The sequence below is a fragment of the Microbacterium sp. SSM24 genome, assembly GCF_025989145.1.
In the GTDB taxonomy this organism is placed as follows: domain Bacteria; phylum Actinomycetota; class Actinomycetes; order Actinomycetales; family Microbacteriaceae; genus Microbacterium.
Window position 1 is genome coordinate 737,415 of the sequence record NZ_JAPDNQ010000002.1, and the last position, 23,581, is coordinate 760,995.

The following is a 23,581-nucleotide window of genomic DNA, read 5'->3' on the forward strand; positions in this document are numbered from 1 at the left end:
GGATCCCGCCTTACGCGAGCGTCTGCGCGACGCGCCGCACCTCTGCCTTGCGTCCCGCGATCAGCGCCTCGATCGGAGCGATGCCGATGGACTCATCGGGGCTGAGGAGCCAGTCGAGCGCCTCGTCGTCGGAGAACCCGGCGTCGTGCAGCACGATCACGGTGCCTCTCAGAGACGCGATCGGATGGCCGTCCACGATGAACACGGCCGGAACCCGGAGCGCCCCGTCGCGGCGCGTGCCGATCAGGTAGGACTCATCGAGGAACCGGCGGACGCGTCCCAGCGGTTCGCCGAGCACCTCCACGAGCTCGGGAAGGGTGAGCCATTCGGTCTCCACGCGCGCAGCGTCGTCAGCGGTCACCCAGCAACTATTGCACTCCCCCGGGACTGTGCGCACACGCGAGTGGACGACCCCGTTCGTCACATTGATCACAGAGGCCCCACATTGCACACCCGTTGACACCCGTAGCCATCCGTGACAGCGTGCTGGGAGTCGTAGGAGGGGGATCACCGTGCGACCCAATACTCGAACCGACCGCATCCGAGCACCTCGCGCTGCACTCACCGTCATGCCCGCGGCCGTCGTCGGATCGATCGCGCTGGTGCTCTCGTCCGCACCGGCCGAGGCATTCGACGCGGCTGAGGAGCGGATGCCGCGACCCGCACTCGCGGACGGCCGGCACGTCTTCGCTGCCAGGACGGGCCCGTCGGTCCCGCTGGTGCGCGCCCTCCCCGCCATGAACGCCGCGCCCGCCACCTACACGGTCAAGCGCGGCGACACCGTGAGCGCGATCGCCGCGCGCCACGGCCTGCGCACGGCCGACGTCCTCGCGATCAACGGCCTGACGTGGCGGTCGGTGATCTACCCGGGCCAGGTCCTCAGGCTCTCCGCCGCCCGGGCCGCTGCGCCCGCGCCCGCCACGCCGAGCGCGGCGACGGGAACGTACACGGTGAAAGGCGGCGACACCGTCAGCGCAATCGCGCAGAGGCACGGCATCTCGGTCCAGGCGGTGCTCTCCGCCAACCGGCTCGGCTGGTCTTCGATCATCTACCCCGGTCAGAAGCTCCGGATCCCGGGCAGGGCCGTTCCCGCGGCGGCGACGAAGCCCGCTGCGCCCGCACCTGCTCCGGCGACGACGTCCTACGTGGTGAGAGCGGGCGACACGGTCACCGCGATCGCGCAGCGGCACGGCGTCGGCGTGAACGCCGTACTCACGGCGAACAAGCTGTCCGCGGCGTCGATCATCTACCCCGGTCAGAAGCTGGCGATACCCGCGAAGGCGAGCGCAGCGGTGAGTGCTCCGGCGGCTGCGACAGGCCTCGACGCGCCGCAGACCGAGAACGCGCGCCTGATCATCCGGATCGGTCGCGAGCTGGGCGTGCCCGACCGCGGCATCGCGATCGCCCTCGGCACCGCCATGCAGGAGTCCTGGATCCGCAACCTCGACTGGGGTGACCGGGACTCGCTGGGACTGTTCCAGCAGCGACCGAGCACGGGCTGGGGCACCGCCGACCAGGTGCGCGACCGAGTGAGGTCCATCAAGGCGTTCTACGGTGGCCCCGGCGACCCCAACGGCACGCGGACGCGGGGCCTCCTCGACATCCCCGACTGGCAGAGCATGAGCTTCGCACAGGCGGCGCAGGCGGTGCAGGTCTCGGCGTATCCGGATCGTTACGCGCGGTGGGAGAAGCCCGCCTACGCCTGGCTCGCCGCGCTCGGCTGAGCCGTGGCATCCGCGTCACAGGGTGAGCCGCTCCGCGGCCTGACAGGTGTGCGTCCGTAGACTTCTCGCGTGAGCACGAGCCAGCAGACGGATCCGCTGATCGGCCGTCTGGTCGACGGCCGGTACCGCGTCCGCGCTCGCATCGCGCGCGGAGGCATGGCGACCGTCTACGTGGCCACCGATCTGCGCCTCGAACGCCGAATCGCGCTCAAGGTGATGCACGGCCACCTCAGCGACGACACGGTGTTCCAGAGCCGCTTCATCCAGGAGGCACGCGCCGCCGCACGGCTCGCCGATCCGCATGTGGTGAACGTCTTCGACCAGGGTCAGGACGGCGACATGGCCTACCTGGTCATGGAGTACCTTCCGGGAATCACGCTGCGCGAGCTCCTGCGCGAGCAGCGGCGACTCACGGTTCCGCAGGCCGTGTCGATCCTCGACGCGATCCTCTCGGGCCTGGCCGCCGCCCACCGAGCGGGAATCGTCCACCGCGACGTGAAGCCGGAGAACGTGCTGCTCGCCGAGGACGGCCGCATCAAGATCGGCGACTTCGGTCTGGCGCGTGCGACGACCGCCAACACGGCGACCGGTGCGCAACTGCTGGGGACCATCGCCTACCTCGCGCCGGAGCTCGTCACGCGCGGCACCGCGGATGCACGAAGCGACATCTACGCGTTGGGCATCATGCTGTACGAGATGCTCACCGGCGAGCAGCCCTACAAGGGCGAGCAGCCGATGCAGATCGCCTTCCAGCACGCGACGGATTCCGTGCCGCGTCCCAGCGTCAAGAACCCCGGCGTTCCCGAGCCTCTCGACGAGCTGGTGCTGTGGGCGACGGAGAAGAACCCCGACGACCGACCGGTCGACGCGCGCGAGATGCTCGAGCGGCTCCGCGAGATCGAGCGCGAGCTCGCCATTGCTCCGGTCGTGACCCGCACCGCGATCATCGGAGCCCCGCGCGACGAGGGCATCCCGTCGGGCGAGCTCACCGCCGTCCTGCCGTCGACCGGCATGAGCCTGACCGCCACGCACCCGATCGACGAGGTCGACAACGCCACGCAGCTGCGCAGTGCCATGAAGCGGCGACGGTCGCGCGGGGCGTGGATCGTCGCCCTCGTCGTTCTCCTGGCCGCTCTCGCCGCGGGCCTCGGCTGGTGGTTCGGCTCCGGTCCGGGTTCGATGGTGGCGGTGGCGGATGTCTCGGGCATGACCTTCGCCGAAGCCCAGGAGCGTCTGGCCGAGGACTCCCTCGTCGCGATCGAGCGCGGCGAGAACAGCATCGATGTCGAAGCGGGGCTCGCCATCGGCACCGATCCCCCGTCGGGTTCGCGCGTCGACAAGGACGCCGACATCACGGTTCTCATCTCCCTCGGCCCGGCCGAGGTGCAGCTGGAATCCATGCTGGGCAAGGACAAGACCGAGGTCACCGGCATCCTCGATGCGCAGGAGATCGCCGTCGACGGCGAGAGCCCCTTCTACACCGACACCGCCGCCGACGGCGTCGTCGGCGTGTTGATCCATCCTCGCGACGGCGGGGAGGACATCCCATGCGGTGAAGGCTGCACCGCGCGCCAGGGCGATACCGCGACGCTGTGGGTCTCGCTCGGCGCACTCCCGAGCGTCCGCGGCCAGGAGGTCGACGCGGCCCGCGCGACGCTGACGGATGCCCAGCTCGTGGTGACCGACGACGTGATCGAGAAGGCGAGCGACGACATCGCCGAGGGTCTGGTGATCGGCACGACCGAGCGCGAAGGCGGCACCTGGTGGCGTCCAGGCGACACCATCACGCTCATCGTGTCCACCGGTCCCCCGCTCTTCGAGGTTCCCGATGTCGTCGGCCAGTCCCGCGACACGGCGATCGCGAACCTCGAGGCCGCGGGGTTCCAGGTGGACTACTCGGCCCTCTGGACGCCGTTCCCCGATGAGGTGACCGAGGTCGCGTCATCCGATCCGGTGGCGGGCTCGATGCTGCTCAAGGGCACGCGCATCTACATCGAGATCACCGTCTCCGGCTGACGAGCCGACAGGCCCGCGCCGAGGCATCCGGCAAGCCGGGTCAGCGCTTCTCGAGCTCCTCGGCGACGAGGAAGGCCAGTTCGAGGGACTGCATGTGGTTCAGGCGCGGGTCGCACAGGCTCTCGTAGCGCGTCGCGAGAGCCGCCTCGTCGATCTCCTCGGAACCACCCAGGCACTCGGTGACGTCGTCGCCGGTGAGCTCGATGTGGATGCCGCCGGGGAACGTGCCGACGGCACGGTGGGCCTCGAAGAAGCCGCGCACCTCGTCGACCACGTCGTCGAAGCGACGCGTCTTGTAGCCGGTGGGCGTCGTCATGCCGTTGCCGTGCATCGGGTCGGTGACCCACAGCGGGGTCGCGCCCGAGTCCTTGACGGCCTCGAGCAGCGGGGGCAGTGCATCGCGGATCCTGCCCGCTCCCATGCGCGTGATGAAGGTGAGACGGCCGGGCTCGCGATTCGGATCGAGCTTGTCGATGAGCGCGAGCGCCGTCTCGGGCGACGTCGTCGGTCCGAGCTTCACGCCGATGGGGTTGCGGATCTTCGAGAAGTAGTCGACGTGCGCGCCGTCGAGGTCGCGCGTGCGCTCCCCGATCCACAGGAAGTGGGCCGACGTGTTGTAGGGCGTGCTCGTGCGCGAGTCGATGCGCGTCATCGGCCGCTCGTAGTCCATCAGGAGGCCCTCGTGCCCCGTGTAGAACTCGACGCGCTTGAGCTCGTCGAAGTTCGCGCCCGCGGCCTCCATGAAGCGGATCGCCCGATCGATCTCGGTCGCCATCCGCTCGTACTGCTGATTGGCCGGGTTCTGCGCGAAGCCCTTGTTCCACGAGTGGACCTCGCGCAGGTCGGCGAACCCACCCTGCGTGAACGCGCGGATCAGATTGATGGTCGAGGCCGCCGTGTGGTACCCCTTCAGCAGTCGCTGCGGGTCGGCCTGACGGGAGCCCTCGGTGAAGTCGTAGCCGTTGACGATGTCGCCGCGGTACGCCGGCAGCGTCACCTCGCCGCGCGTCTCGGAATCGCTCGAGCGCGGCTTGGCGAACTGCCCCGCCATGCGCCCCATCTTCACGATCGGCATCGACGCACCGTACGTGAGCACGACCGCCATCTGCAGCACCGTCTTGATGCGGTTGCGGATCTGCTCGGCGGTCGCCCCCGCGAAGGTCTCGGCGCAGTCGCCGCCCTGAAGCAGGAATGCCTCGCCCGATGCGGCGCGTCCGAGACGCTCCCGCAGGTTGTCGACCTCGCCCGCGAACACGAGCGGCGGCAGCGTGGCGAGCTCTGCGGATGCCGCAGCCACGGCGTCGGCGTCCGGCCAGGCGGGCTGCTGCTTGATGGGCAGGGTCCGCCAGTGGTCGAGGCTGTCGAGCTGCTGAAGCATCCCTCGATTCTAGTCGTGGCCGCGCAGGCCCCGGACCGTGTGACGCGGACGCTCAGGCCTTCGTCGGGAGCCGGTCCTTCACCGTCGAGGCGTAGACGTCCTCGTACTCCTGCTCCCCCAGTCGCTGCAGCGCGACCATGATCTCGTCCGTGATCGAACGCAGGATGTAGCGGTCGCCCTCCATGCCCGCGAACCGCGAGAAGTCGAGCGGTTCGCCGATCACGACGCCGACGCGCACGACATTGGGGAGACGCTGCCCGATCGGCATCATCGTGTCGGTGTCGACCATGACCACCGGCACGACCGGCACGTGGGCCTCCAGTGCCATGCGCGCGATGCCGGTGCGGCCTCGGTAGAGCTTGCCGTCGGGGCTGCGCGTGCCTTCGGGGTAGATGCCGAGCAGCTCGCCTCCGCCCAGCACCTGGAGGCCGGTGTTGAGAGAGGCCTCCGAGGCCTTTCCGCCGGACCGGTCGATCGGGAGCTGGCCGGTCCCCTTGAAGAAGACGCGGGTCGCCCAGCCTCTGAGCCCCTTGCCGGTGAAGTAGTCGCTCTTCGCGAGGAAGGCCACGCGGCGATCGATCATCAGCGGAAGCATCACCGAGTCGATGAACGACAGGTGGTTGCTCGCCAGGATCGCGCCGCCCTCCACGGGGATGTTGCGGCGGCCGACGATCCACGGGCGGAAGATCGCCTTCACGATCGGTCCGATCACCACGTACTTCATCAGCCAGTAGAACATCGCTACCCCTCTGCTCCCGCGAGGTCGGCGGCGCCGATCAGGCCGGCGTCGTTGACGAGCTGTGCGATCGCGAACGCGGCCACCGGCCGGTCGCCGTACCCCGGAAGAGACGTCTCGTAGGCGAGGCGGACCGGTGCGAGGAGATCCTCGCCCAGCTGCGCCACTCCTCCGCCGATGACGAAGAGCTCGGGATCGAGCACGGCCTGGAAGCCGCCGCAGGCCTCGCCGAGCGCCGTCGCGACGCGACGCAGCGCCTCGGTCGCTCCGGCATCGCCGGCGAGGACGAGCCTCGACACGGCGGGCCCGCTGATGGAGCCCTTCTCGGCCCGCAGATCGGCGAGCGCCTGACCGATGCCGCCCGCGTCGGCGATCGTGTTCGCCTCCCGCTGCAGCGCCCGTCCGGACGCATACTGCTCGAGGCATCCGTTCTGTCCGCAGCCGCACAGCAGACCGTCGCGCGTGAAGCGCGTGTGACCGAGCTCGGCGGCGATCCCATGACCGCCGCGGAACAGTTCGCCGTCGAGAACGATCGCTCCACCGACGCCGGTGCCCATCGTGAGCATGACCATGTTGTCGACGTCGCGGCCCGCGCCGAAGCGGAACTCCGCCCACCCGGCGGCGTTGGCATCGTTCTCGATCGTGACCGGCACATCGATGCCGGCCTCCAGCGTGGCCTTGAGGGGCTCGTTGCGCCAGGCGATGTTGGGCGCGTGGATCACCGTCGCGCCGTCCCGGTCGATGAACCCGGCGGCTGCGACGCCCACTGCGGCGATGTCGTGGCCGGCGGAGAAGTGCCGCGCCATGTCGATGACCGCGTCGGAGAGCGCCTTCGTGTCGATCGGTGTGTCCACGCGGAGCTTCTCGATGATGCGACCGTCGGGGTCGACGACCCCTCCTGCGATCTTCGTCCCGCCGATGTCGATACCGACCTTGAGCACCGCATTCCTCTCCGGCCGACGCGCGCGCGACGGCGCGATGAGTCTAGCGGCGCGACGAGTTCCACACTCCTGACGGATCGTCACACCCTTCGGATTAGACTCGAATGAGATCCACCCGAGATTCATCGTCCGGTACCGAAGGAGCTGCCGTGGTCCAATTCGAAGTCCCCGCAATCGTCCCCGCCGATCCCCAGGCGAATGTCGCCGATCTGCTCGTCGAGCGGGTGAAGGCGACGCCGCAGCTCGCGCTGTTCGCCGTCCCCGACGCGGGCGGCTGGCGCGACATCACGGCCGCCGACTTCCAGAAGCAGGTGGTGGCCCTCGCGAAGGGCTTCGTGGCCGCGGGCATCGAGCCGGGCGAGAAGGTCGCGTTCATCGCACGCACCACCTACGACTGGACGCTCGTCGATTTCGCACTCTTCTACGCGGGCGCTGTCATGGTCCCCGTGTACGAGACGAGCTCACCGTCGCAGATCAGCTGGATCCTCAACGACTCCGGCGCGATCGCGTGCCTGTCCGAGTCGGCCGATCACTCCGCGCGCCTCGATGAGATCCGCGCAGACGTGCCGTTGATCCGCTCGACGTGGGAGATGCAGCGCGGCGACCTCGACAAGCTCGTCGCCGGTGGCAAGGACGTCACCGATGCCGAGATCGAACGCCGTCGCAGCATCGCCAACGGCGCCGACATCGCGACCCTCATCTACACGTCCGGCTCGACGGGACGCCCGAAGGGGTGCGTGCTCACCCACAGCAACTTCGTGGAGCTCACCCGCAACTCGGCCAAGTCGCTCCACGAGGTCGTGGCCAAGCCGGGTGCGTCGACGCTGCTGTTCATCACGACGGCGCACATCTTCGCGCGCTTCATCTCGGTGCTGAACATCCACGCCGGCGTGAAGACCGGCCACCAGCCCGACACGAAGCAGCTGCTGCCGGCGCTCGGCTCGTTCAAGCCGACGTACCTGCTGGCGGTGCCGCGCGTGTTCGAGAAGGTGTACAACTCGGCCGAGCAGAAGGCCGAGGCGGGCGGTAAGGGCAAGATCTTCCGCGCCGCGGCCCACACCGCCGTCGAGCACTCGCGCCTCCTGCAGGAGGGCAAGAAGGTTCCCTTCATGACGAAGGTGAAGTTCAGGCTCTTCGACCGTCTCGTCTACAGCAAGCTGCGCACCGCCATGGGCGGCAACGTGGTGTACGCCGTGTCGGGCTCCGCTCCGCTCGGACACCGTCTCGGGCACTTCTTCCACAGCCTCGGCGTGACCATCCTCGAGGGCTACGGCCTCACCGAGACGACGGCGCCCGCGACGGTCAACCTCGCGACCAAGTCGAAGATCGGCACCGTCGGTCCAGTGCTCCCGGGTGTCGGCATCCGACTCGCCGAGGACGGCGAGATCCAGGTGCGCGGCATCAACGTGTTCAAGGAGTACTGGCGCAACCCCGAGGCGACGGCCGCGGCGTTCGACGGCGACTGGTTCAAGACCGGTGACATCGGCTCGTTCGATGACGAGGGCTTCCTCAGCATCACCGGCCGCAAGAAGGAGATCATCGTGACGGCCGGCGGCAAGAACGTCGCCCCCGCCGTGCTCGAGGATCCGATTCGCGCGAACCCGATCGTCGGTCAGGTCGTCGTCGTCGGCGACCAGAAGCCGTTCATCTCGGCGCTCATCACGCTGGACCCCGAGATGCTGCCGACGTGGCTGGCCAACAACGACCTTCCGGGCGACATGTCGCTGACGGACGCCTCCAAGAACGAGGCCGTCCGCGCCGAGGTGCAGCGCGCGATCGACCACGCGAACAAGTCCGTCTCGCGCGCCGAGTCGATCCGCAAGTTCACCATCCTCGACAGCGAGTGGACCGAGGCGAGCGGCCACCTCACGCCGAAGATGAGCATCAAGCGCAACGTCATCATGGATGACTTCGCCGGCGCCATCGAGGAGCTCTACAGCGTCCCGGTGAACACGTCCAACGTCTCGCTCAAGTAGAGCGCAGATCGGATGCCGGAGCCCCGGCCCTCTTCGGAGGGCCGGGGCTTCGTCTCACTCGGCGATGTGTACGCCTAGAACCAGCTGGACTCGCGGATCTCCCGCATCGCGATGCGACGCTCCTCGGGCGTGAGCCTCTTGAGGTAGAGCATCCCGTCGAGGTGGTCGGTCTCGTGCTGCAGAGCCTGAGCCATGAGCCCTTCGCCCTCCAGCACGACCTCGTTGCCGTCGAGGTCGATGCCGGTGACCCGCGCCCACGGGTGGCGCACGGCGTCATGCCACAGCCCCGGCACGGACAGACATCCTTCCCCGATCGCCTCCGGCTCGCCGGAGACCTCCAGCACGGGGTTGAGCACGTAGCCGATGTCTCCGTCGATGTTGTAGCTGAAGGCGCGGAGCCCGACGCCGATCTGCGGTGCCGCGAGACCTGCGCGGCCGGGGAGCTCGACCGTGTCGAGCAGGTCGCGCACGAGTGCGCGCACGCCGTCGTCGATGTCGCCGATCGGCGCGCTCGCGGACGTGAGCACGGGGTCGCCGAAGACCCGGATGGAACGAACTGCCATGACGCGACTATGCGGCGGACGCGTAGGTGCGCAGACCCTCGACGACGGTCGCGGCGAGATCGCGTGCAGCGTCTCGCGTGGCCTGCTGCAGGTCGCGGAAGACGATGGCGCTGCCGGCCGCGATGTGCGAGTCGTAGGGCATGCGGACGACGGCGCGCACGCGGGTGCGGAAATGCGCCTCGAGCTCCTCGAGCTGCACGAGAGGGTTGCCGGGCCGCGAGTTGTTCAGCACCACAACGGCACCGCGCACCTTGTCGGCGTAGCCGTTGGTCTCGAGCCACGTGAGCGTCTCGGACGCGAGCCGCGCCTCGTCGACGCTGAGTCCCGAGACGATGACGAGCTGGTCGGCCAGTTCGAGTGTCGCGCCCATCACGGAGTGCACGATCCCGGTGCCGGTGTCGGTGAGCACGATCGAGTAGTAGTGGGCGGCGAGCGTGGCGACATCGCGATAGTCCGCGTCGCTGAACGCCTCGGATACGCGGGGGTCGGAATCCGACGCCACGACGTCGAGGCGGGTCTCGTCGCGCGCGACGATGTCGGAGAGGTCGTTGAACCCGACCACGTCGCCCCGCGCACGCACGAGATCGCGCACCGTCTTCCCGCTGGCGCGTGCGATGCGCTCGGCGAGCGTGCCGCGGTCGGGGTTCGCGTCGACGGCGATCACGCGGTCGTCGCGCGCATCGGCGAGTGCCATGCCGAGCAGGGTGGTGACGGTCGTCTTGCCGACGCCTCCCTTGCGCGAGAGCACCGGCACGAAGCGGGCGCCGCCGTGGAGCGGCGCTGCGATGCGGCGGTCGAGCTCCTTGCGAGCGCGGGCGCGCTTGCCGTCGCCGAGGTTGATGCGCCTCCCCGAGATCGAGTACACCAGGTGCTGCCAGTAGCCCTCCGGCTCGCTCCGGACGACCTGGTGCGGGTCGAGCAGGCGGTCGGCGGTCAGCAGATCGGCCGTCTCGCGATCGGGCTCGAACTCGCCCAGGCGCTTCGAGGTGAGACTCACGTCCGCGTTCGGGTAGGAAACGCGCTCCACGGGAGCTGCGGCCGCGGGGCGCGGGACGGCGGCGGCCGCTGCGGAGACCGGCGGGTCTTCGTGCGCCCCGGCGGTCAGGTCGGATGCCGCCGTCTCGCCCTCGTCCGCGACGTCGGCGGGCTCGGCGGCCGACGGGAACTCCGGCGCGAAGCCTTCGCCCACGACGTCGGCGTCGGCGATGTCCTCCACCGGCTGCCAGTCCTCGACGTCGTCCTCGACGGTCCAGTCCTCGGTCTCGGCACTCTCGACCAACTCGGCCTCGGCCGTGTCGGCCGGGATCTCGACGACGAACGGCATGCCGCCGTCGATGACCTCGTCCTCGACGAGATCGTCGTCCTCCTCTTCGGAGGGCAGTTCGACGTTCACCTGTGCGGTGGCGCCGCCGAGGATGCCGATTCCGCTGGTGTCGAGGCTGCCCGTGTCGGAGAGCACACCGTTCTCGGATTCGTCGGGCGTGTGGTCAGGGCGATCAGGCGTCACTGCGTCATTCTCCAAGCCAGGGAGGGGAATTCGGGTGAGTTCCGCCCTCCAGGTTACTGCGCGGGGCGGATCACGACCAAAAGGTCTCCTGCATCCACCTGCTGCGTCTCGCTGATCGCGAGGCGCTCCACGACGCCGTCGACGGGCGACGTGATGGCTGCCTCCATCTTCATCGCCTCGATCGACGCCACCGGCTGACCGGCGGTCACCGTGTCGCCGACCGATGCCTTCAATGTGACGACGCCCGAGAAGGGAGCGGCCACCTGACCGGGCTTCGTGGTGTCGGCACGCTCAGCCTGCTTGACGTCCACCGTGATGCTGCGGTCGCGCACGAAGACCGGTCGGAGCTGTCCGTTGAGCGTCGTCATGACGGTGCGGATGCCCTTGGCATCGGCCTCGCCGATCGCCTCCAGACCGACGTAGAGCTGCACACCGGGGTCGATCTCGGCGACGTGCTCCTCCCCCGGCTTGAGGCCGTAGAGGTAGTCGGGGGTTCCGAGCGCGGTCAGGTCGCCGTAGGTCGCGCGGTTCTTCTCGAACTCGCGCGCAGGGGCGGGGAAGAGCAGCCGGTTCAGGGTGCGACGCCGGTCGACGCCGTCGCCGGCGAGGCCTGCCCGCTCTTCGTCGGTGAGCGGCGGGACGTCGATCGATACGGTCCGGCCGGCGAGCACCTTCGTGCGGAAGGGCTCCGGCCACCCTCCGGGAAGGTCGCCCAGCTCACCCGCCATGAACCCGACGACCGAGTCCGGGATGTCGTAGTTCTGCGGGTTCTGCTCGAAGTCGGCCGGATCGGCCCGCACCGCGACGAGCGCGAGCGCGAGGTCGCCGACGACCTTCGAGGACGGCGTCACCTTGGGGATGCGACCGAGCAGCCGGTCCGCAGCGGCGTACATGTCCTCGATGAGTTCGAAGTCGTCGGCCAGCCCGAGCGCGATCGCCTGCTGGCGGAGGTTGGAGAGCTGGCCCCCGGGGATCTCGTGGTGATACACGCGGCCCGTCGGCGCGGGAAGACCGGATTCGAACGGGCGGTACAGGTGGCGAACGGCCTCCCAGTACGGCTCGAGGTCACTCACGGCCTGCAGGTCGAGGCCCGTGTCGCGGTCGGTGTGGGCCAGGGCTGCGACGAGGGCGGAGAGCGACGGCTGACTCGTCGTGCCCGACATCGGCGCGGCTGCGGCATCCACCGCGTCCACCCCGGCCGCACTCGCGGCGAGCAGCGTCGCGAGCTGACCCCCGGCCGTGTCGTGCGTGTGCAGGTGGACGGGAAGATCGAAGCGCTCGCGCAGGGCGGTCACCAGCTTGGCGGCTGCCGCGGGACGCAGCAGACCCGCCATGTCCTTGATCGCCAGCACGTGCGCACCGGCCTCGACGATCTGCTCGGCCAGCCGCAGGTAGTAGTCGAGCGTGTAGAGCTGCTCGGCCGGATCGAGGAGATCGGCGGTGTAGCAGACGGCCACCTCGGCGAGAGCCGTCCCCGTGCCGCGCACGGCCTCGATCGCCGGGCGCATCTGCGACACGTCGTTGAGCGCGTCGAAGATGCGGAAGATGTCGACGCCGGTCGCGGCGGCCTCATTCACGAACGCGTCCGTCACCTCGACCGGGCGCGGCGTGTAGCCCACCGTGTTGCGGCCGCGGAGGAGCATCTGGATCGGGATGTTGGGCATCGCCTCGCGCAGCGCCGCCAGACGCTCCCACGGGTCCTCGGCGAGGAAGCGCAGCGCGACGTCGTAGGTTGCACCTCCCCAGGCCTCGACCGACAGGAGCTGCGGGGTCATGCGAGCGACGTGCGGCCCGACGCGCACGAGATCGCGCGTGCGGACACGTGTGGCGAGGAGGGACTGGTGCGCGTCGCGGAACGTGGTCTCGGTGACGGCCAGCGGCGTCTGCTCACGAAGGGCGCGGGCGAATCCGTCGGGACCGAGCGCGCGCAGGCGCTCGAGCGTGCCGTGGGGCGGCGCGGCGCTGAGGTCGATGTGGGGCAGTTTGCTGCCCGGCGACACCGAGAGCGGCTTCTCGCCATAGGGACGGTTGACGGTCACGTCGGCGAGCCAGTTCAGGAGCTTCGTCGCGCGGTCGCGGGACGGGTTGCTCGTGAGCAGCAGCGGCCGCTCGTCGATGAAGGACGTGCTGACGTCGCCCGCGACGAACGCCTCGTCGTCGAGCACCGCCCGCAGGAACGGGATGTTCGTGGCGACTCCGCGAATGCGGAACTCGGCGAGGGCGCGACGCGCGCGAGTGACCGCCGCGGGGAAGTCGCGGGCGCGGCACGTGAGCTTGGCGAGCATCGAGTCGAAATGGGGACTGATCTGCGACCCTGCGGCGGTCGTGCCGCCGTCCAGACGGATGCCGGCGCCGCCCGGCGAGCGATAGGTCGTGATGCGGCCGGTGTCGGGGCGGAACCCCTGCGACGGGTCCTCCGTGGTGATCCGGCACTGAAGGGCCGCGCCGCGCAGCTGGATCTGGTCCTGCAGGAGACCCAGCTCGGCGAGCGTCTCCCCCGCGGCGATGCGCATCTGCGACTGCACGAGGTCGACATCCGTGACCTCCTCGGTCACGGTGTGCTCCACCTGGATGCGCGGGTTCATCTCGATGAAGACCACCTCGCCCGTGCGGGGGCCGGCGGTCTCGAGCAGGAACTCGACGGTCCCCGCGTTCTCGTAGCCGATGGACCGGGCGAACGCGACGGCGTAGGCGTGGAGCGCGTCGCGCACCGCGGGGTCGAGGTTCGGCGCGGGTGCGATCTCGATCACCTTCTGGTGACGCCGCTGCACAGAGCAGTCGCGTTCGAAAAGGTGCACCGTCTCGCCCGACTTGTCGGCGAGGATCTGCACCTCGATGTGACGCGGCCGCTGGACGGCCTGCTCGAGGAAGACGCGCGCATCGCCGAACGCGCTGCCGGCCTCGCGCATCGCTTCGGCCAGAGCGGGTGCCAGTTCCGCGGGCTGCTCGACACGGCGCATGCCGCGGCCGCCGCCGCCGGCGACCGCCTTGACGAAGATCGGGAAGCCGATGCCGTCCGCCTGCGCGACGAGCGCGTCGACGTCATCGGATGCGTCGGTCGAGCGCAGCACCGGAACACCGGCCGCGACCGCGTGCTGCTTGGCGGTGACCTTGTTCCCTGCCATCTCGAGCACGGACGAGGGCGGACCGATGAAGACCAGCCCGTTCTCGGCGCACTTCTCGGCGAGATCGGGATTCTCGGACAGGAACCCGTAACCGGGGTACACCGCGTCGGCGCCGGACGCCAGGGCGACCCGGATGATCTCATCGATGTCGAGGTAGGCGCGGACCGGATGCCCCTTCTCGCCGATCTCGTACGACTCGTCGGCTTTCTGGCGGTGCAGCGATCCGCGGTCCTCGAAGGGGAACACCGCGACGGTGCGAGCACCCAGCTCATACGCGGCGCGGAATGCTCGGATGGCGATTTCGCCGCGGTTCGCGACCAGGATCTTGCGGAACATTCGACCTCCGAAGGCGGCGATGCGGGCGGGCCTGAGTGTGCTCTCAGCCTAGGGGACGGTAACGTGGTGAATTGTGCACGTCCTTTCCGTCAGCTCGCTCAAGGGTGGTGTCGGCAAGACGACCGTGACTCTCGGACTCGCGTCGGCGGCTTTCGCCCGCGGTGTCCGCACGCTCGTCGTCGACCTAGACCCGCAATCCGACGTGTCGACGGGCATGGATATTCAGGTGGCAGGTCGCCTGAATGTCGCCGATGTCCTCGCCAATCCGAAGGAGAAGACGGTCCGTCAGGCCATCACCTCCAGCGGCTGGGCGAAGGTGCATCCGGGCACGATCGACGTCATGATCGGCAGCCCGTCTGCGATCAACTTCGACGGTCCCCACCCGAGCGTGCGCGACGTGTGGAAGCTCGAAGAAGCACTTGCCACGATCGAGGCCGACTACGACCTGGTCCTCATCGACTGCGCGCCGTCGCTCAACGCCCTCACCCGCACGGCCTGGGCCGCGAGCGACCGCGTCATCGTCATCACCGAGCCGGGCCTCTTCTCCGTCGCGGCTGCCGACCGCGCTCTCCGCGCGATCGAGGAGATCCGCCGCGGCCTCTCGCCGCGCCTGCAGCCTCTCGGCATCGTGGTCAATCGCGTGCGACCGCAGTCGATCGAGCACCAGTTCCGCATCAAGGAGCTTCGCGACATGTTCGGCCCGCTCGTCCTGTCGCCGCAGCTGCCGGAGCGCACGTCGCTCCAGCAGGCGCAGGGTGCGGCGAAGCCGCTCCACATCTGGCCCGGCGACTCGGCTCAGGAACTCGCAGCCGACTTCGACTCGCTCCTCGACCGCGTCATGCGCACCGGTCGCATCCCCGTGCCGGGCGAAGCCCGCATCTGACGCTCACGCTCAGAGCGGCCCGAGCACTCCGCTCCCCCGGCGAGCCTCGAAGATCAGCTGCGTCTCGGTCTTCGTGACGGCCGGATGGCTCGTGATGTGCTCGAGGATGAGGTCGCGCAGGCGCTCGGGACTCGCGACGGCGACGTGCACATGGAAGTCGTTGTCGCCGGAGACGTGCACGACCGAGAGTGCGCCCGGAATGCCGGCGAGCCGGTCGAAGAGCGCGTCGATGTGAGCGCGACTGTGGCTGGCGAGCTGCACCTGGATCACGGCCTGGATCGGCCTTCCCACGGCCGCGAGATCCACGCGCGCCGAGATGTCCGTGATGACCCCCGACTCGCGCAGCGCACGCACGCGATAAGCGCACGTCGATTCCGCAAGCCCCACGCGCGCCGCCAGCGCCGCGTTCGTCATGCGCCCGTCATCGATGAGCGCTGCCAGGAGGGCGCGATCCGTCGCGTCGAGCGCCGTGGCGACGACCTGCGGATTCTTCGGCGGGTGCGGCATCCGAACTCCTGACCTTGTGGAATCTACAACTCATACTCCCGTGAAGGCAGATCGCCGTCAAATACTCTTGCCTATTCCTGCGAAATCATCGACGATTCCTGCATGACACCGATGTCGCTGCATCCCGACAGCCTTGCCGTGCACGCCGGCCGCGATGACCTCGCCGCGCTGGGCGTCCACGCGTTGCCCCTCGATCTCTCGTCCACGAACCCGCTCCCCGGGATCGATGTCGGAGGTCTCTCGTACGAGGCCCTCGCGACCGGCGGCCACCCGTTCGAGGGCGGCTCTCACGTGTACGCGCGGCTGTGGAATCCCACGGTGGCGCGCTTCGAGGAGGCGCTGGCCCGCCTCGAGCACGCCGAGGAGGCCGTCGCTTTCTCGTCGGGGATGGCCGCCGTCACCGCCGTGCTCCTCGCCCTGTCGCACGAGCAGGGCAAGCGCCACGTGGTCGCCGTCCGTCCGCTGTACGGCGGCACCGACCACCTGCTGGCGTCGGGACTGCTGAGCGTCGAGGCCACCTACTGCGCGCCCGACGCCGTCGCCGCCTCGCTGCGTCCCGACACCGCACTCGTGATCCTGGAGTCCCCCGCGAACCCGACCCTCGAGCTCGTCGACATCCGCGCGGTCGTCGCGGCGGCGGGCGACGTGCCGGTGCTCGTCGACAACACGTTCGCTACGCCGGTGCTCCAGCATCCGCTCGACCTCGGTGCCGCGATCTCGCTGCACAGCGCCACCAAGTACCTCGGCGGCCACGGGGACGTCGTCGGCGGAGTCGTGGCATGCGATGCGGCCACCGCTGCCGCCCTGCGCCGCACTCGAGCCATCACGGGCGCGATCATGCATCCGCTGGCCGCCTACCTGCTGCACCGGGGCCTCGGCACCCTTCCGGTGCGGATGCGGGCACAGCAGGAGACCGCGCGGTCGGTCGCGAGCTGGCTCACGACGCGGCCGGAGGTGGCGCGCGTGCACTTCCCCGGGTTCGCGGAGTGCGACCCGTACGGCCTGGTCGGCACGCAGCAGGACGGGCCCGGCGCGATGATCGCGATCGAGCTCGCGGGCGGGTTCGACGCCGCCAGTGCGCTGACGTCGTCGGTCGGGCTCTTCACCCACGCGGTGTCACTGGGCAGCGTCGACTCGCTCATCCAGCATCCTGCCGCCCTCACACACCGTCCGGTGCAGAGCGAGGCCAAGCCGTCGGATGCACTCGTCCGCCTGTCGATCGGCCTCGAGGCGCCGCAGGATCTCATCGCCGACCTCGCTCAGGCGCTCTCCGCGGTGCCGGCCGCACGTCGGCCCGAGGTGGTCGCGGCGCTCTGACGCGATCGGATCTCGGAGGATCGACCGGATCTCGGAGGATTCCCGCGCGACCCTCAGAGATCCGCGAGATCCGCCGAGATCGCGCGGGCGGCACGCGCGCGCAGACACACCCCTGCCAGGGTGGTTCAGGATGCCTGGATCAGGCGGTGCGGGCGGCGCGGCGCAGCGCGAGCTCGTCCGTGGCGTCGGGCGTCTGGGCCTCGAACTCCACGAGCTCGGACTCGACCTCGCGCAGGACCTTGCCGACGGCGATGCCGAACACTCCCTGGCCGCGGCTGACGAGGTCGATGACCTCGTCGTTCGACGTGCACAGGTAGACCGAGGCACCGTCGCTCATGAGCGTGGTGCCGGCGAGGTCGCGGATGCCGGCAGCACGCAGCTGCTCGACAGCCGTTCGGATCTGCTGCAGCGAGATACCTGTGTCGAGGAGTCGCTTGACGAGCTTGAGCACGAGGATGTCGCGGAAGCCGTAGAGACGCTGGGATCCGGATCCGCTGGCACCGCGCACGGTCGGCTCGACGAGTTCGGTGCGTGCCCAGTAGTCGAGCTGGCGATAGGTGATGCCCGCCGCGCGTGCCGCCACCGCACCGCGGTAGCCGACCTCGTCATCCATGTCGGGCAGGCCATCGGTGAAGAGGAGCTCGGCGACGAACGGCTCGCCTTCGGCCACTTCTCGAGCAGTCATGCTCGGCCCCCCTCGGGATCGGATAGTTTTACGCTAGATGAGCCGCACCGCTCGGGCAACGACATCGGGCGGAACGCCCCGGCGTGTCGCGCGATACGGACCGCGCGGGTCAGGACAGCAGCCGCTCGAGCGCTCCGCGCACGAAGATCGACCGCACTTCGTCGAGGCGCTTGGCCAGCTCCGGTGCGAGCTCGCCTGCGCGGCCGCGCGAGGCGGCATCCGTGCGTCGCAGCAGCGGGGAGAGCGCCTGCTCGACGAGCGCCACGTCGCGTTCGGCGTTCTGTCGCAGGGCCCGGACGTGGCGCGGCTCGATTCCGTGCCGGTCGAGCGCGACCAGCGCGCGCAGCAGCGCGACGTCCTGCTCGGAGTAGCCGTCGGAACCGGTGATCACCCCGGTGCTGATGGCGTCGTTCAGCAGCTGCGGCGCAGCCCCTGCCGCGGCGAGCAGCTCGTCGCGGCGGTAGCGGCGCGGTGCCGGCACGATCGACGGCGGGGGGACGGCCGTGGGCGTGGCCGGCTGGCGGCCCGCGTCGACGTCTTCGAGGTACTCGCGGATCACGACGAGCGGCAGATAGTGGTCGCGCTGGAGTGTGAGCGCGAGGCGCAGCCGCTCGAGATCGGTGGGAGAGAACTTGCGGTAGCCCGACTCGGTGCGCAGCGGTGTGACGATCCCCTGCACCTCGAGGAAGCGGAGCTTGCTGGAGGTGAGCGACGGGAATTCCGGCGACAGCCGAGCGAGCACCTGCCCGATGCTCAGAAGACCCGCGGACGCTGATCGTTCGCGGGAGGATGCGGCCGGCATCACCCTTCCGCGACCTGGGCGAGGTCGGCGGGAGAGACGAAGAAGTTCAGGCGGAACTTGCCCACGCGCACTTCGGCGCCGTTGTTCAGCACCGAGCGGTCGACGCGCTCCCCGTTGACGTAGGTGCCGTTGAGCGAGCGCTGGTCGACGAGCTCGAAGGATGCGCCGGTGCGCGTGATCTCGGCGTGACGACGCGAGACGGTGACGTCGTCGAAGAAGATGTCGGCCTCGGGGTGGCGCCCGACGGTGGTCACGTCGGTGTCGAGCAGATAGCGGGCGCCCGCGGTGGGTCCGGAGCGGACCAGCAGAAGAGCGGCGCCGGTGGGCAGGGCCTCGATCGCCTCGAGCTCGGCGTCGGCCAGCTCGCTCCCGAACGGCACGAAGGACAGATCCGAGTCGTGCCCGAAGGTCTGCGTGGTGTCGGTTCCGCGGTCGGTGTCACCCGAATCGGCGTCTGCACCGGATGCCCGGCGGATGTCGCCCTCGTCGGGTCGGCGGTGTTCCTCCACGGTCGTCCTCCTCTGCCTGCAAGCCTATCCGATCACCCGTGCGGCGAAAGAGGCGGAATCGGTGCGACACGGCGTTCCGCATTGTTTCGCCCCGTGTCGGCCGACGTGTCCGGGGGCGGCGCGCGACCTAACGTGGGTGAAGAACGAAACTACGAGAAGGAGCCCCGTCGTGTCGAGCCAGCAGCGCCAGATCCCGCCCCTCGAGGTGCGCGAGAGTGCGACGTGCATGTGCGATCACGGCGATGCCTGCTCCTCTTTCGCGCCGGGTCACGCGCTGCACCTGATCCAGTCGAGGCTGGCCGCGGCGACGCCGTCGGAGTGGTCCGACGCGATCGTCGAGCACGCCGATGCGGCGTCGGGCGTGGTCCTGCTGCGCACCCTCGCCGACGGCGAGCCGGTGGCCGTGTGGAACGGAGCCGGAGCCGCCCTGGTGCTCACGCCGGGCGCGCCGGTCTCGCTGCACGAGCGCTATCACGTGCTCGCGGTCGGCCGCGAGCGCTTCAACGTCCTGCGTCGCTGATCCGGGAGCGGCTCAGGCCGCCTTCATCATCATGTCCTTGACGGCCATGCACGCGTCCATGCACGCCTTGCAGGACTGAGCGCACATCTTGCAGACCTCGCTGTGGTCGGCGTGCTCCATGCACTCGTCCATGCAGGTCTGGCACATCGCGATGCAGGCATCGAGCATCGCCATCATCGACGCGGGGGTCATCCCCTGCATGCGCATCATGGCCCGCATCATCGTGTTGCACATGTCCGCGCAGTTCATGCAGGCGGGGCCGCACGACATCATCTGCGTCGAGCACACGGTGCACGCCTGCTCGCAGGCCGAGCAGGCGTCCATACAGGCCTGCAGCACCGCCATGTCCATCGTGTCCATGCCCGGCATCGACATCATGTCCTTCGACATGGCGTCCATCATCATGGCGTCCATCCGCCACCGTCCTTCCGCTCCGCGGCCGGCGGGGCAGGTGCTCCCGCCTGGCGCCATGCTAGACCTCGCCGTCCTCGGATCGAAGGGGTCGATAGGCTCGATCGGGTGATGTCACAAGGAATTCACATGCGTTCATCGGCCCGCCCTCTCGCCCTCGTCGCGGCGTTCCTGCTGGCGTTCGCCGCACTGCTCTTCGCGGCATCCCCGGCGCAGGCGCACGACGAGCTGCTCGGCAGCGATCCCGCGTCCGGCTCCACCGTGGATGCCCTCCCGGCGCAGATCTCCCTCACCTTCAGCGGGATCATCGCGACCGACGACGGAGCGTCGGAGGTGTCGGTGACGGATGCCTCGGGCACAGAACTCGCCGACGGGGCGCCCACTGCCCAGGACAACGTGCTGACGCAGGCGCTCGCAGGCGAGGCATCCGGCACCCTCAGCGTGCTCTGGAAGGTGGTCTCCAGCGACGGGCACCCCATCTCGGGCGAGTTCGAGTTCACCGTCTCCGGAGCACCGACGCCGACGCCGACCACGACTCCCGAGCCGACCGCGACGACCGACCCCACGCAGACCCCGACGCCGACGCCGTCCTCGAGCGCTCCCCCGGCTGATTCGGGATCCTCGTCGTGGCCGTGGATCGTCGCCGGGCTCGTGCTCGCCGCCATCGCGGGCGCCGTGCTCTACCTGCTGGTCTCGCGCGCACGCCGCGAGAAGGCACTCGCCGAGAACCGCGAGCGGGCGCTCGGCGGCCCCTCCGGCCCCGGCTCCGAGCCGCCCGCCGCGCACTAGGCTTGACGCATGCCTCACTACGACGTCGTCATCCTCGGCGCGGGCCCCGGCGGGTACGTCGCGGCCGTCCGCAGCGCTCAGCTCGGCCTCTCCGTCGCGATCATCGAAGAGAAGTACTGGGGCGGTGTCTGCCTCAACGTCGGCTGCATCCCCTCGAAGGCTCTCCTGCGCAACGCCGACCTGGCCCACATCTTCCACGACCAGGCCGAGCTCTTCGGCATCTCGGGCGACGTGTCGTTCGACTTCGGTGTCGCGTGGGACCGCAGCCGCAAGGTGTCCGAGACGCACGTCAAGGGCATCCACTACCTGATGAAGAAGAACAAGGTCACCGAGTACGAGGGCCGCGGCAACTTCACCGGCCCCAACGCGATCACGGTGACCAAGGCCGACGGCTCCACCGAGGACGTCACGTTTGACAACGCGATCATCGCGACCGGCTCGAAGGTGCGCCTGCTCCCCGGCGTGACGCTCAGCGAGAACGTCGTGACGTATGAAGAGCAGATCATGTCGCGCGGCCTGCCCGAGTCGATCGTCATCGTCGGCGCCGGTGCCATCGGCATGGAGTTCGGCTTCGTGATGACCAACTACGGCGTCAAGGTCACGATCATCGAGTTCCTCGACCGCGCGCTCCCCAACGAGGACGCCGACGTGTCGAAGGAGATCGCGCGCCACTACAAGAAGTACGGCGTCGACATCCTCACCTCGACCAAGGTCGAGACGGTCACCGATCACGGCGACAAGGTCACCGTCACCTACACCCCGGCCGCCGGGGGCGAGACCCAGTCGATCGATGCCGACAAGGTGCTCATGTCGATCGGGTTCGCCGCCAACATCGAGGGCTTCGGTCTCGAGAACACCGGCGTGAAGCTCACCGACCGCGGCGCGATCGACATCGATGACCACATGCGCACGAACGTGCCGCACATCTACGCAATCGGCGACGTCACGGCCAAGCTGCAGCTCGCCCACGTCGCAGAGGCGCAGGGCGTGGTCGCGGCCGAGACGATCGGCAAGGCCGAGACGATGACCCTCGGCGATTACCGGATGATGCCGCGCGCGACGTTCTGCTCGCCGCAGGTCGCGTCGTTCGGCCTCACCGAGCAGCAGGCGCGCGACGCCGGCTACGACGTCAAGGTCGCGAAGTTCCCGTTCTCTGCCAACGGCAAGGCGAACGGCCTCGGCGAGCCCATCGGCTTCGTCAAGCTCATCGCCGACGGCGAGCACCTCGAGCTCCTCGGCGGCCACCTCATCGGGCCCGACGTGTCCGAGCTTCTGCCCGAACTGACCCTCGCGCAGAAGTGGGACCTCACCGCCCTCGAGGCCGCCCGCAACGTGCACACCCACCCGACGCTGTCGGAAGCCGTGCAGGAGGCCTTCCACGGCCTCGCCGGCCACATGATCAACCTCTGACGCCAGAGATGAGCGGAGGCCCCGGGCGATGCCCGGGGCCTTCGTGCGTCACGGGCGCAGCACCAGCAGCGAACTGGTCGCCGTGGCGAGCGCGGTGCCCGCGGCATCCTCCAGCACTCCCTCGGCGAAGATCACCCGCGACCCGCCCTTGACCACACGGCCGCGCGCCCGCAGCACGCCCGTCGTCGAGAGGATCGGCCGCAGGTACGCGACCTGCAGGTCGATCGACGTGTAGCCGACGCCTGCCGGGAGGGTCGAGTGCGCCGCGCACCCGACGACGGTGTCGAGGAGCGTGCACGCGACTCCCCCGTGGACCATCCCGAGGACGTTGTAGTGGTACTCACGCGGTTCGCACTCGAAGACCGCCTCACCCGGCTCGACCGAGACCATCGTGAAGTCGAGCAGGCGCGCGATCGGCGGAGGCGGCAGCTCGCCCGAGATGAGCTTGCGGAGGTAGTCGATGCCGTCGAGGCCGCGTGAGGCCACCAGTGGCGGGCCCGGGTCGTCCCAGTCGAAGGTGCGGGAGCGCGAGTCCTGCGTCGTCATGGCACGAAGCCTAGACCCGGGGTCAGTGGCCGAGGGCTCGGGCGAGCTTGGAATCGGATGCCGCGGCCCGGCCGCCCGCCGCGAGCGCGGCGGCCTCCACGGCGGCGAAGAACGAGGTGCGCCACCGAGGGTCGGCGGGGGCAGCGGGACCGAGCTCGATCTCCCACTCATGCCACTCGCGATCGATGCCGTTGCGCTCGTCCCGCGTGCGGACGTGGTCGTCGGCGAACTCGGCGACGACTCCACCGTCCGCTCCCGCGAGCGCGTACGCGATGCGCTCATTGCGGATGCGCGCGAGCGGCGTCAGCTCCGCGTCACCGACGATGCCCGACAGCTCGGTTCGAGCCCCCGTCGGGATGATGCCCTCGGTGCCGAGCGGCCAGTGCAGTTCGACGCGTCCTCCGTCGGCGCCGCGCGGCCCCTTGATGTGCCAGCCGGCATCCGGGCCGCCGGTGCGGCGACGCAGCGCGTAGCCGTGACGGGCGAGCGCTCCGTCCGCGGTGTCGAGGTAGGCGGCATCCAGCGAGCGCTCCTCGCCGGCGCTCACCGCCACGACACCGGGAAGCCTCGACCAGTCCGGCACCGGGACCCCCGCGTCGACGTCGAACTTGAGCTCGATCTCGACCGACCGCGCGGGCACGTCGCCGTGATCAGCGCCGGTCACTCGCCGAGTCGCTGTAGGGATCGATGTCGTCCTGGGATTCGACGAACCAGAATTCGGCTTCGGTGGGCCCGTCGCCTTCGCCGGTCTTCTCCGGGGCGCCCTTGCGCTCGTAGACGACCTGTGTCTCGCTGTACGGGACGATCAGTCGTTCGAGTTGCGGGTCTTCGAGGGGCAGGACCTGCCCGTCGAGCGGGCCTCCGTGCAGTCGTGCGATGGCCATGAGGCCAGCGTAGACC

23 protein-coding genes are annotated in these 23,581 nt (G+C 69.5%); 8 read left to right on the forward strand and 15 right to left on the reverse strand.

Translation table 11 applies throughout. The features are described from left to right. Positions 1-10 precede the first annotated feature (10 nt). Positions 11-361 carry an Rv2175c family DNA-binding protein gene (locus OL358_RS15465; protein WP_264710947.1) on the reverse strand — a complete coding sequence of 117 codons (351 nt, stop codon included), beginning with the start codon at positions 359-361 and terminating at the stop codon, positions 11-13. 208 nt (positions 362-569) lie between these two features. Between OL358_RS15465 and OL358_RS15470 the strand changes: the two genes are divergently transcribed. Together OL358_RS15470 and pknB are read left to right on the forward strand one after the other, a co-directional pair. After that, on the forward strand, positions 570-1,724 hold the full coding sequence (locus OL358_RS15470; RefSeq protein WP_264710948.1) for a LysM peptidoglycan-binding domain-containing protein: 1,155 nt from the start codon (positions 570-572) through the stop codon (positions 1,722-1,724). Between the two features lie 69 nt (positions 1,725-1,793). Next, the gene (gene pknB, locus OL358_RS15475; protein WP_264710949.1) at positions 1,794-3,740 is read left to right on the forward strand and encodes a Stk1 family PASTA domain-containing Ser/Thr kinase; all 1,947 of its coding nucleotides are present in this window, start codon (positions 1,794-1,796) and stop codon (positions 3,738-3,740) included. A 40-nt stretch (positions 3,741-3,780) separates the two neighbouring features. On the opposite strand, the gene OL358_RS15480 is transcribed toward pknB, so the two are convergent. From OL358_RS15480 to OL358_RS15490, 3 genes are read right to left on the reverse strand one after another with little or no spacing between them, the layout of a single operon-like run. Continuing rightward, the gene (locus OL358_RS15480; protein WP_264710950.1) at positions 3,781-5,118 is read right to left on the reverse strand and encodes a class II 3-deoxy-7-phosphoheptulonate synthase; all 1,338 of its coding nucleotides are present in this window, start codon (positions 5,116-5,118) and stop codon (positions 3,781-3,783) included. 52 nt (positions 5,119-5,170) lie between these two features. Continuing rightward, positions 5,171-5,857, reverse strand: coding sequence for a lysophospholipid acyltransferase family protein (locus OL358_RS15485; protein WP_264710951.1), 687 nt, complete (start codon positions 5,855-5,857; stop codon positions 5,171-5,173). Between the two features lie 2 nt (positions 5,858-5,859). Then, on the reverse strand, positions 5,860-6,795 hold the full coding sequence (locus OL358_RS15490) for an ROK family protein (RefSeq protein WP_264710952.1): 936 nt from the start codon (positions 6,793-6,795) through the stop codon (positions 5,860-5,862). A 149-nt stretch (positions 6,796-6,944) separates the two neighbouring features. On the opposite strand from OL358_RS15490, the gene OL358_RS15495 reads away from it, so the two are divergent. Next, on the forward strand, positions 6,945-8,771 hold the full coding sequence (locus OL358_RS15495) for an AMP-dependent synthetase/ligase (RefSeq protein ID WP_264710953.1): 1,827 nt from the start codon (positions 6,945-6,947) through the stop codon (positions 8,769-8,771). Between the two features lie 74 nt (positions 8,772-8,845). Here OL358_RS15495 and OL358_RS15500 read toward each other — a convergent pair whose 3' ends face one another. Genes OL358_RS15500 through OL358_RS15510 form a run of 3 tightly spaced genes read right to left on the reverse strand, consistent with a single transcriptional unit; the run spans position 8,846 to position 14,302 of the window. Then, complete coding sequence (locus tag OL358_RS15500) at positions 8,846-9,334, reverse strand: peptide deformylase (RefSeq protein ID WP_264710954.1); 489 nt, start codon at positions 9,332-9,334, stop codon at positions 8,846-8,848. Positions 9,335-9,341: 7 nt separating this feature from the next. Then, a complete protein-coding gene (locus OL358_RS15505; RefSeq protein WP_264710955.1) occupies positions 9,342-10,841 on the reverse strand; it encodes a MinD/ParA family protein in 1,500 nt (499 codons plus the stop codon). Positions 10,842-10,894: 53 nt separating this feature from the next. After that, positions 10,895-14,302: a pyruvate carboxylase gene (locus tag OL358_RS15510; protein WP_264710956.1), complete on the reverse strand. Its 3,408-nt coding sequence runs from the start codon at positions 14,300-14,302 to the stop codon at positions 10,895-10,897. Between the two features lie 73 nt (positions 14,303-14,375). On the opposite strand from OL358_RS15510, the gene OL358_RS15515 reads away from it, so the two are divergent. Beyond that, positions 14,376-15,185, forward strand: coding sequence for a ParA family protein (locus OL358_RS15515; RefSeq protein ID WP_264710957.1), 810 nt, complete (start codon positions 14,376-14,378; stop codon positions 15,183-15,185). 9 nt (positions 15,186-15,194) lie between these two features. On the opposite strand, the gene OL358_RS15520 is transcribed toward OL358_RS15515, so the two are convergent. Continuing rightward, positions 15,195-15,692 carry an Lrp/AsnC family transcriptional regulator gene (locus OL358_RS15520; RefSeq protein WP_264710958.1) on the reverse strand — a complete coding sequence of 166 codons (498 nt, stop codon included), beginning with the start codon at positions 15,690-15,692 and terminating at the stop codon, positions 15,195-15,197. Positions 15,693-15,794: 102 nt separating this feature from the next. Between OL358_RS15520 and OL358_RS15525 the strand changes: the two genes are divergently transcribed. Continuing rightward, positions 15,795-17,009 (forward strand): trans-sulfuration enzyme family protein, encoded by a 1,215-nt coding sequence (locus OL358_RS15525; RefSeq protein WP_264710959.1) that lies wholly within the window; start codon positions 15,795-15,797, stop codon positions 17,007-17,009. A gap of 139 nt (positions 17,010-17,148) precedes the next feature. Here OL358_RS15525 and OL358_RS15530 read toward each other — a convergent pair whose 3' ends face one another. From OL358_RS15530 to OL358_RS15540, 3 genes are all read right to left on the reverse strand, one after another. Continuing rightward, complete coding sequence (locus OL358_RS15530) at positions 17,149-17,694, reverse strand: MerR family transcriptional regulator (RefSeq protein WP_264710960.1); 546 nt, start codon at positions 17,692-17,694, stop codon at positions 17,149-17,151. A gap of 109 nt (positions 17,695-17,803) precedes the next feature. Next, positions 17,804-18,496 carry a MerR family transcriptional regulator gene (locus tag OL358_RS15535; protein WP_264710961.1) on the reverse strand — a complete coding sequence of 231 codons (693 nt, stop codon included), beginning with the start codon at positions 18,494-18,496 and terminating at the stop codon, positions 17,804-17,806. Further along, the gene (locus OL358_RS15540; RefSeq protein WP_264710962.1) at positions 18,496-19,005 is read right to left on the reverse strand and encodes an FHA domain-containing protein; all 510 of its coding nucleotides are present in this window, start codon (positions 19,003-19,005) and stop codon (positions 18,496-18,498) included. The genes OL358_RS15535 and OL358_RS15540 overlap by 1 nt, the downstream gene beginning before the upstream one ends. A 169-nt stretch (positions 19,006-19,174) precedes the next feature. On the opposite strand from OL358_RS15540, the gene OL358_RS15545 reads away from it, so the two are divergent. Further along, the gene (locus tag OL358_RS15545) at positions 19,175-19,525 is read left to right on the forward strand and encodes a hypothetical protein (RefSeq protein ID WP_264710963.1); all 351 of its coding nucleotides are present in this window, start codon (positions 19,175-19,177) and stop codon (positions 19,523-19,525) included. Between the two features lie 12 nt (positions 19,526-19,537). Here the strand turns inward: OL358_RS15545 and OL358_RS15550 are convergent, their stop codons facing one another. Beyond that, a complete protein-coding gene (locus tag OL358_RS15550) occupies positions 19,538-19,939 on the reverse strand; it encodes a hypothetical protein (protein WP_264710964.1) in 402 nt (133 codons plus the stop codon). 126 nt (positions 19,940-20,065) lie between these two features. On the opposite strand from OL358_RS15550, the gene OL358_RS15555 reads away from it, so the two are divergent. Further along, complete coding sequence (locus OL358_RS15555) at positions 20,066-20,725, forward strand: copper resistance CopC family protein (RefSeq protein WP_264710965.1); 660 nt, start codon at positions 20,066-20,068, stop codon at positions 20,723-20,725. 9 nt (positions 20,726-20,734) lie between these two features. Continuing rightward, positions 20,735-22,135 carry a dihydrolipoyl dehydrogenase gene (gene lpdA, locus OL358_RS15560; protein WP_264710966.1) on the forward strand — a complete coding sequence of 467 codons (1,401 nt, stop codon included), beginning with the start codon at positions 20,735-20,737 and terminating at the stop codon, positions 22,133-22,135. A gap of 48 nt (positions 22,136-22,183) precedes the next feature. Here the strand turns inward: lpdA and OL358_RS15565 are convergent, their stop codons facing one another. The 3 genes from OL358_RS15565 to OL358_RS15575 are packed head-to-tail and all read right to left on the reverse strand — an operon-like array spanning position 22,184 to position 23,565. Next, positions 22,184-22,681, reverse strand: a complete 498-nt coding sequence (locus OL358_RS15565) for a PaaI family thioesterase (RefSeq protein ID WP_264710967.1) — start codon at positions 22,679-22,681, stop codon at positions 22,184-22,186. A 22-nt stretch (positions 22,682-22,703) separates the two neighbouring features. Next, complete coding sequence (locus OL358_RS15570) at positions 22,704-23,345, reverse strand: CYTH domain-containing protein (RefSeq protein ID WP_264710968.1); 642 nt, start codon at positions 23,343-23,345, stop codon at positions 22,704-22,706. Beyond that, positions 23,332-23,565, reverse strand: coding sequence for a response regulator (locus OL358_RS15575; protein ID WP_264710969.1), 234 nt, complete (start codon positions 23,563-23,565; stop codon positions 23,332-23,334). The genes OL358_RS15570 and OL358_RS15575 overlap by 14 nt, the downstream gene beginning before the upstream one ends. Positions 23,566-23,581 lie beyond the last annotated feature (16 nt).

Excerpts from the sequence above, each read along its gene's own strand:
- OL358_RS15525 (WP_264710959.1), top strand. The coding sequence starts at position 15,795 with ATGACACCGATGTCGCTGCATCCCGACAGCCTTGCCGTGCACGCCGGC.
- OL358_RS15510 (WP_264710956.1), bottom strand. The coding sequence starts at position 14,302 with ATGTTCCGCAAGATCCTGGTCGCGAACCGCGGCGAAATCGCCATCCGA.
- OL358_RS15575 (WP_264710969.1), bottom strand. The coding sequence starts at position 23,565 with ATGGCCATCGCACGACTGCACGGAGGCCCGCTCGACGGGCAGGTCCTG.
- OL358_RS15485 (WP_264710951.1), bottom strand. The coding sequence starts at position 5,857 with ATGTTCTACTGGCTGATGAAGTACGTGGTGATCGGACCGATCGTGAAG.
- OL358_RS15480 (WP_264710950.1), bottom strand. The coding sequence starts at position 5,118 with ATGCTTCAGCAGCTCGACAGCCTCGACCACTGGCGGACCCTGCCCATC.
- OL358_RS15535 (WP_264710961.1), bottom strand. The coding sequence starts at position 18,496 with ATGCCGGCCGCATCCTCCCGCGAACGATCAGCGTCCGCGGGTCTTCTG.
- OL358_RS15550 (WP_264710964.1), bottom strand. The coding sequence starts at position 19,939 with ATGGACGCCATGATGATGGACGCCATGTCGAAGGACATGATGTCGATG.
- OL358_RS15565 (WP_264710967.1), bottom strand. The coding sequence starts at position 22,681 with ATGACGACGCAGGACTCGCGCTCCCGCACCTTCGACTGGGACGACCCG.
- OL358_RS15520 (WP_264710958.1), bottom strand. The coding sequence starts at position 15,692 with ATGCCGCACCCGCCGAAGAATCCGCAGGTCGTCGCCACGGCGCTCGAC.
- OL358_RS15555 (WP_264710965.1), top strand. The coding sequence starts at position 20,066 with ATGCGTTCATCGGCCCGCCCTCTCGCCCTCGTCGCGGCGTTCCTGCTG.
- OL358_RS15470 (WP_264710948.1), top strand. The coding sequence starts at position 570 with ATGCCCGCGGCCGTCGTCGGATCGATCGCGCTGGTGCTCTCGTCCGCA.
- OL358_RS15500 (WP_264710954.1), bottom strand. The coding sequence starts at position 9,334 with ATGGCAGTTCGTTCCATCCGGGTCTTCGGCGACCCCGTGCTCACGTCC.
- lpdA (WP_264710966.1), top strand. The coding sequence starts at position 20,735 with ATGCCTCACTACGACGTCGTCATCCTCGGCGCGGGCCCCGGCGGGTAC.
- OL358_RS15530 (WP_264710960.1), bottom strand. The coding sequence starts at position 17,694 with ATGACTGCTCGAGAAGTGGCCGAAGGCGAGCCGTTCGTCGCCGAGCTC.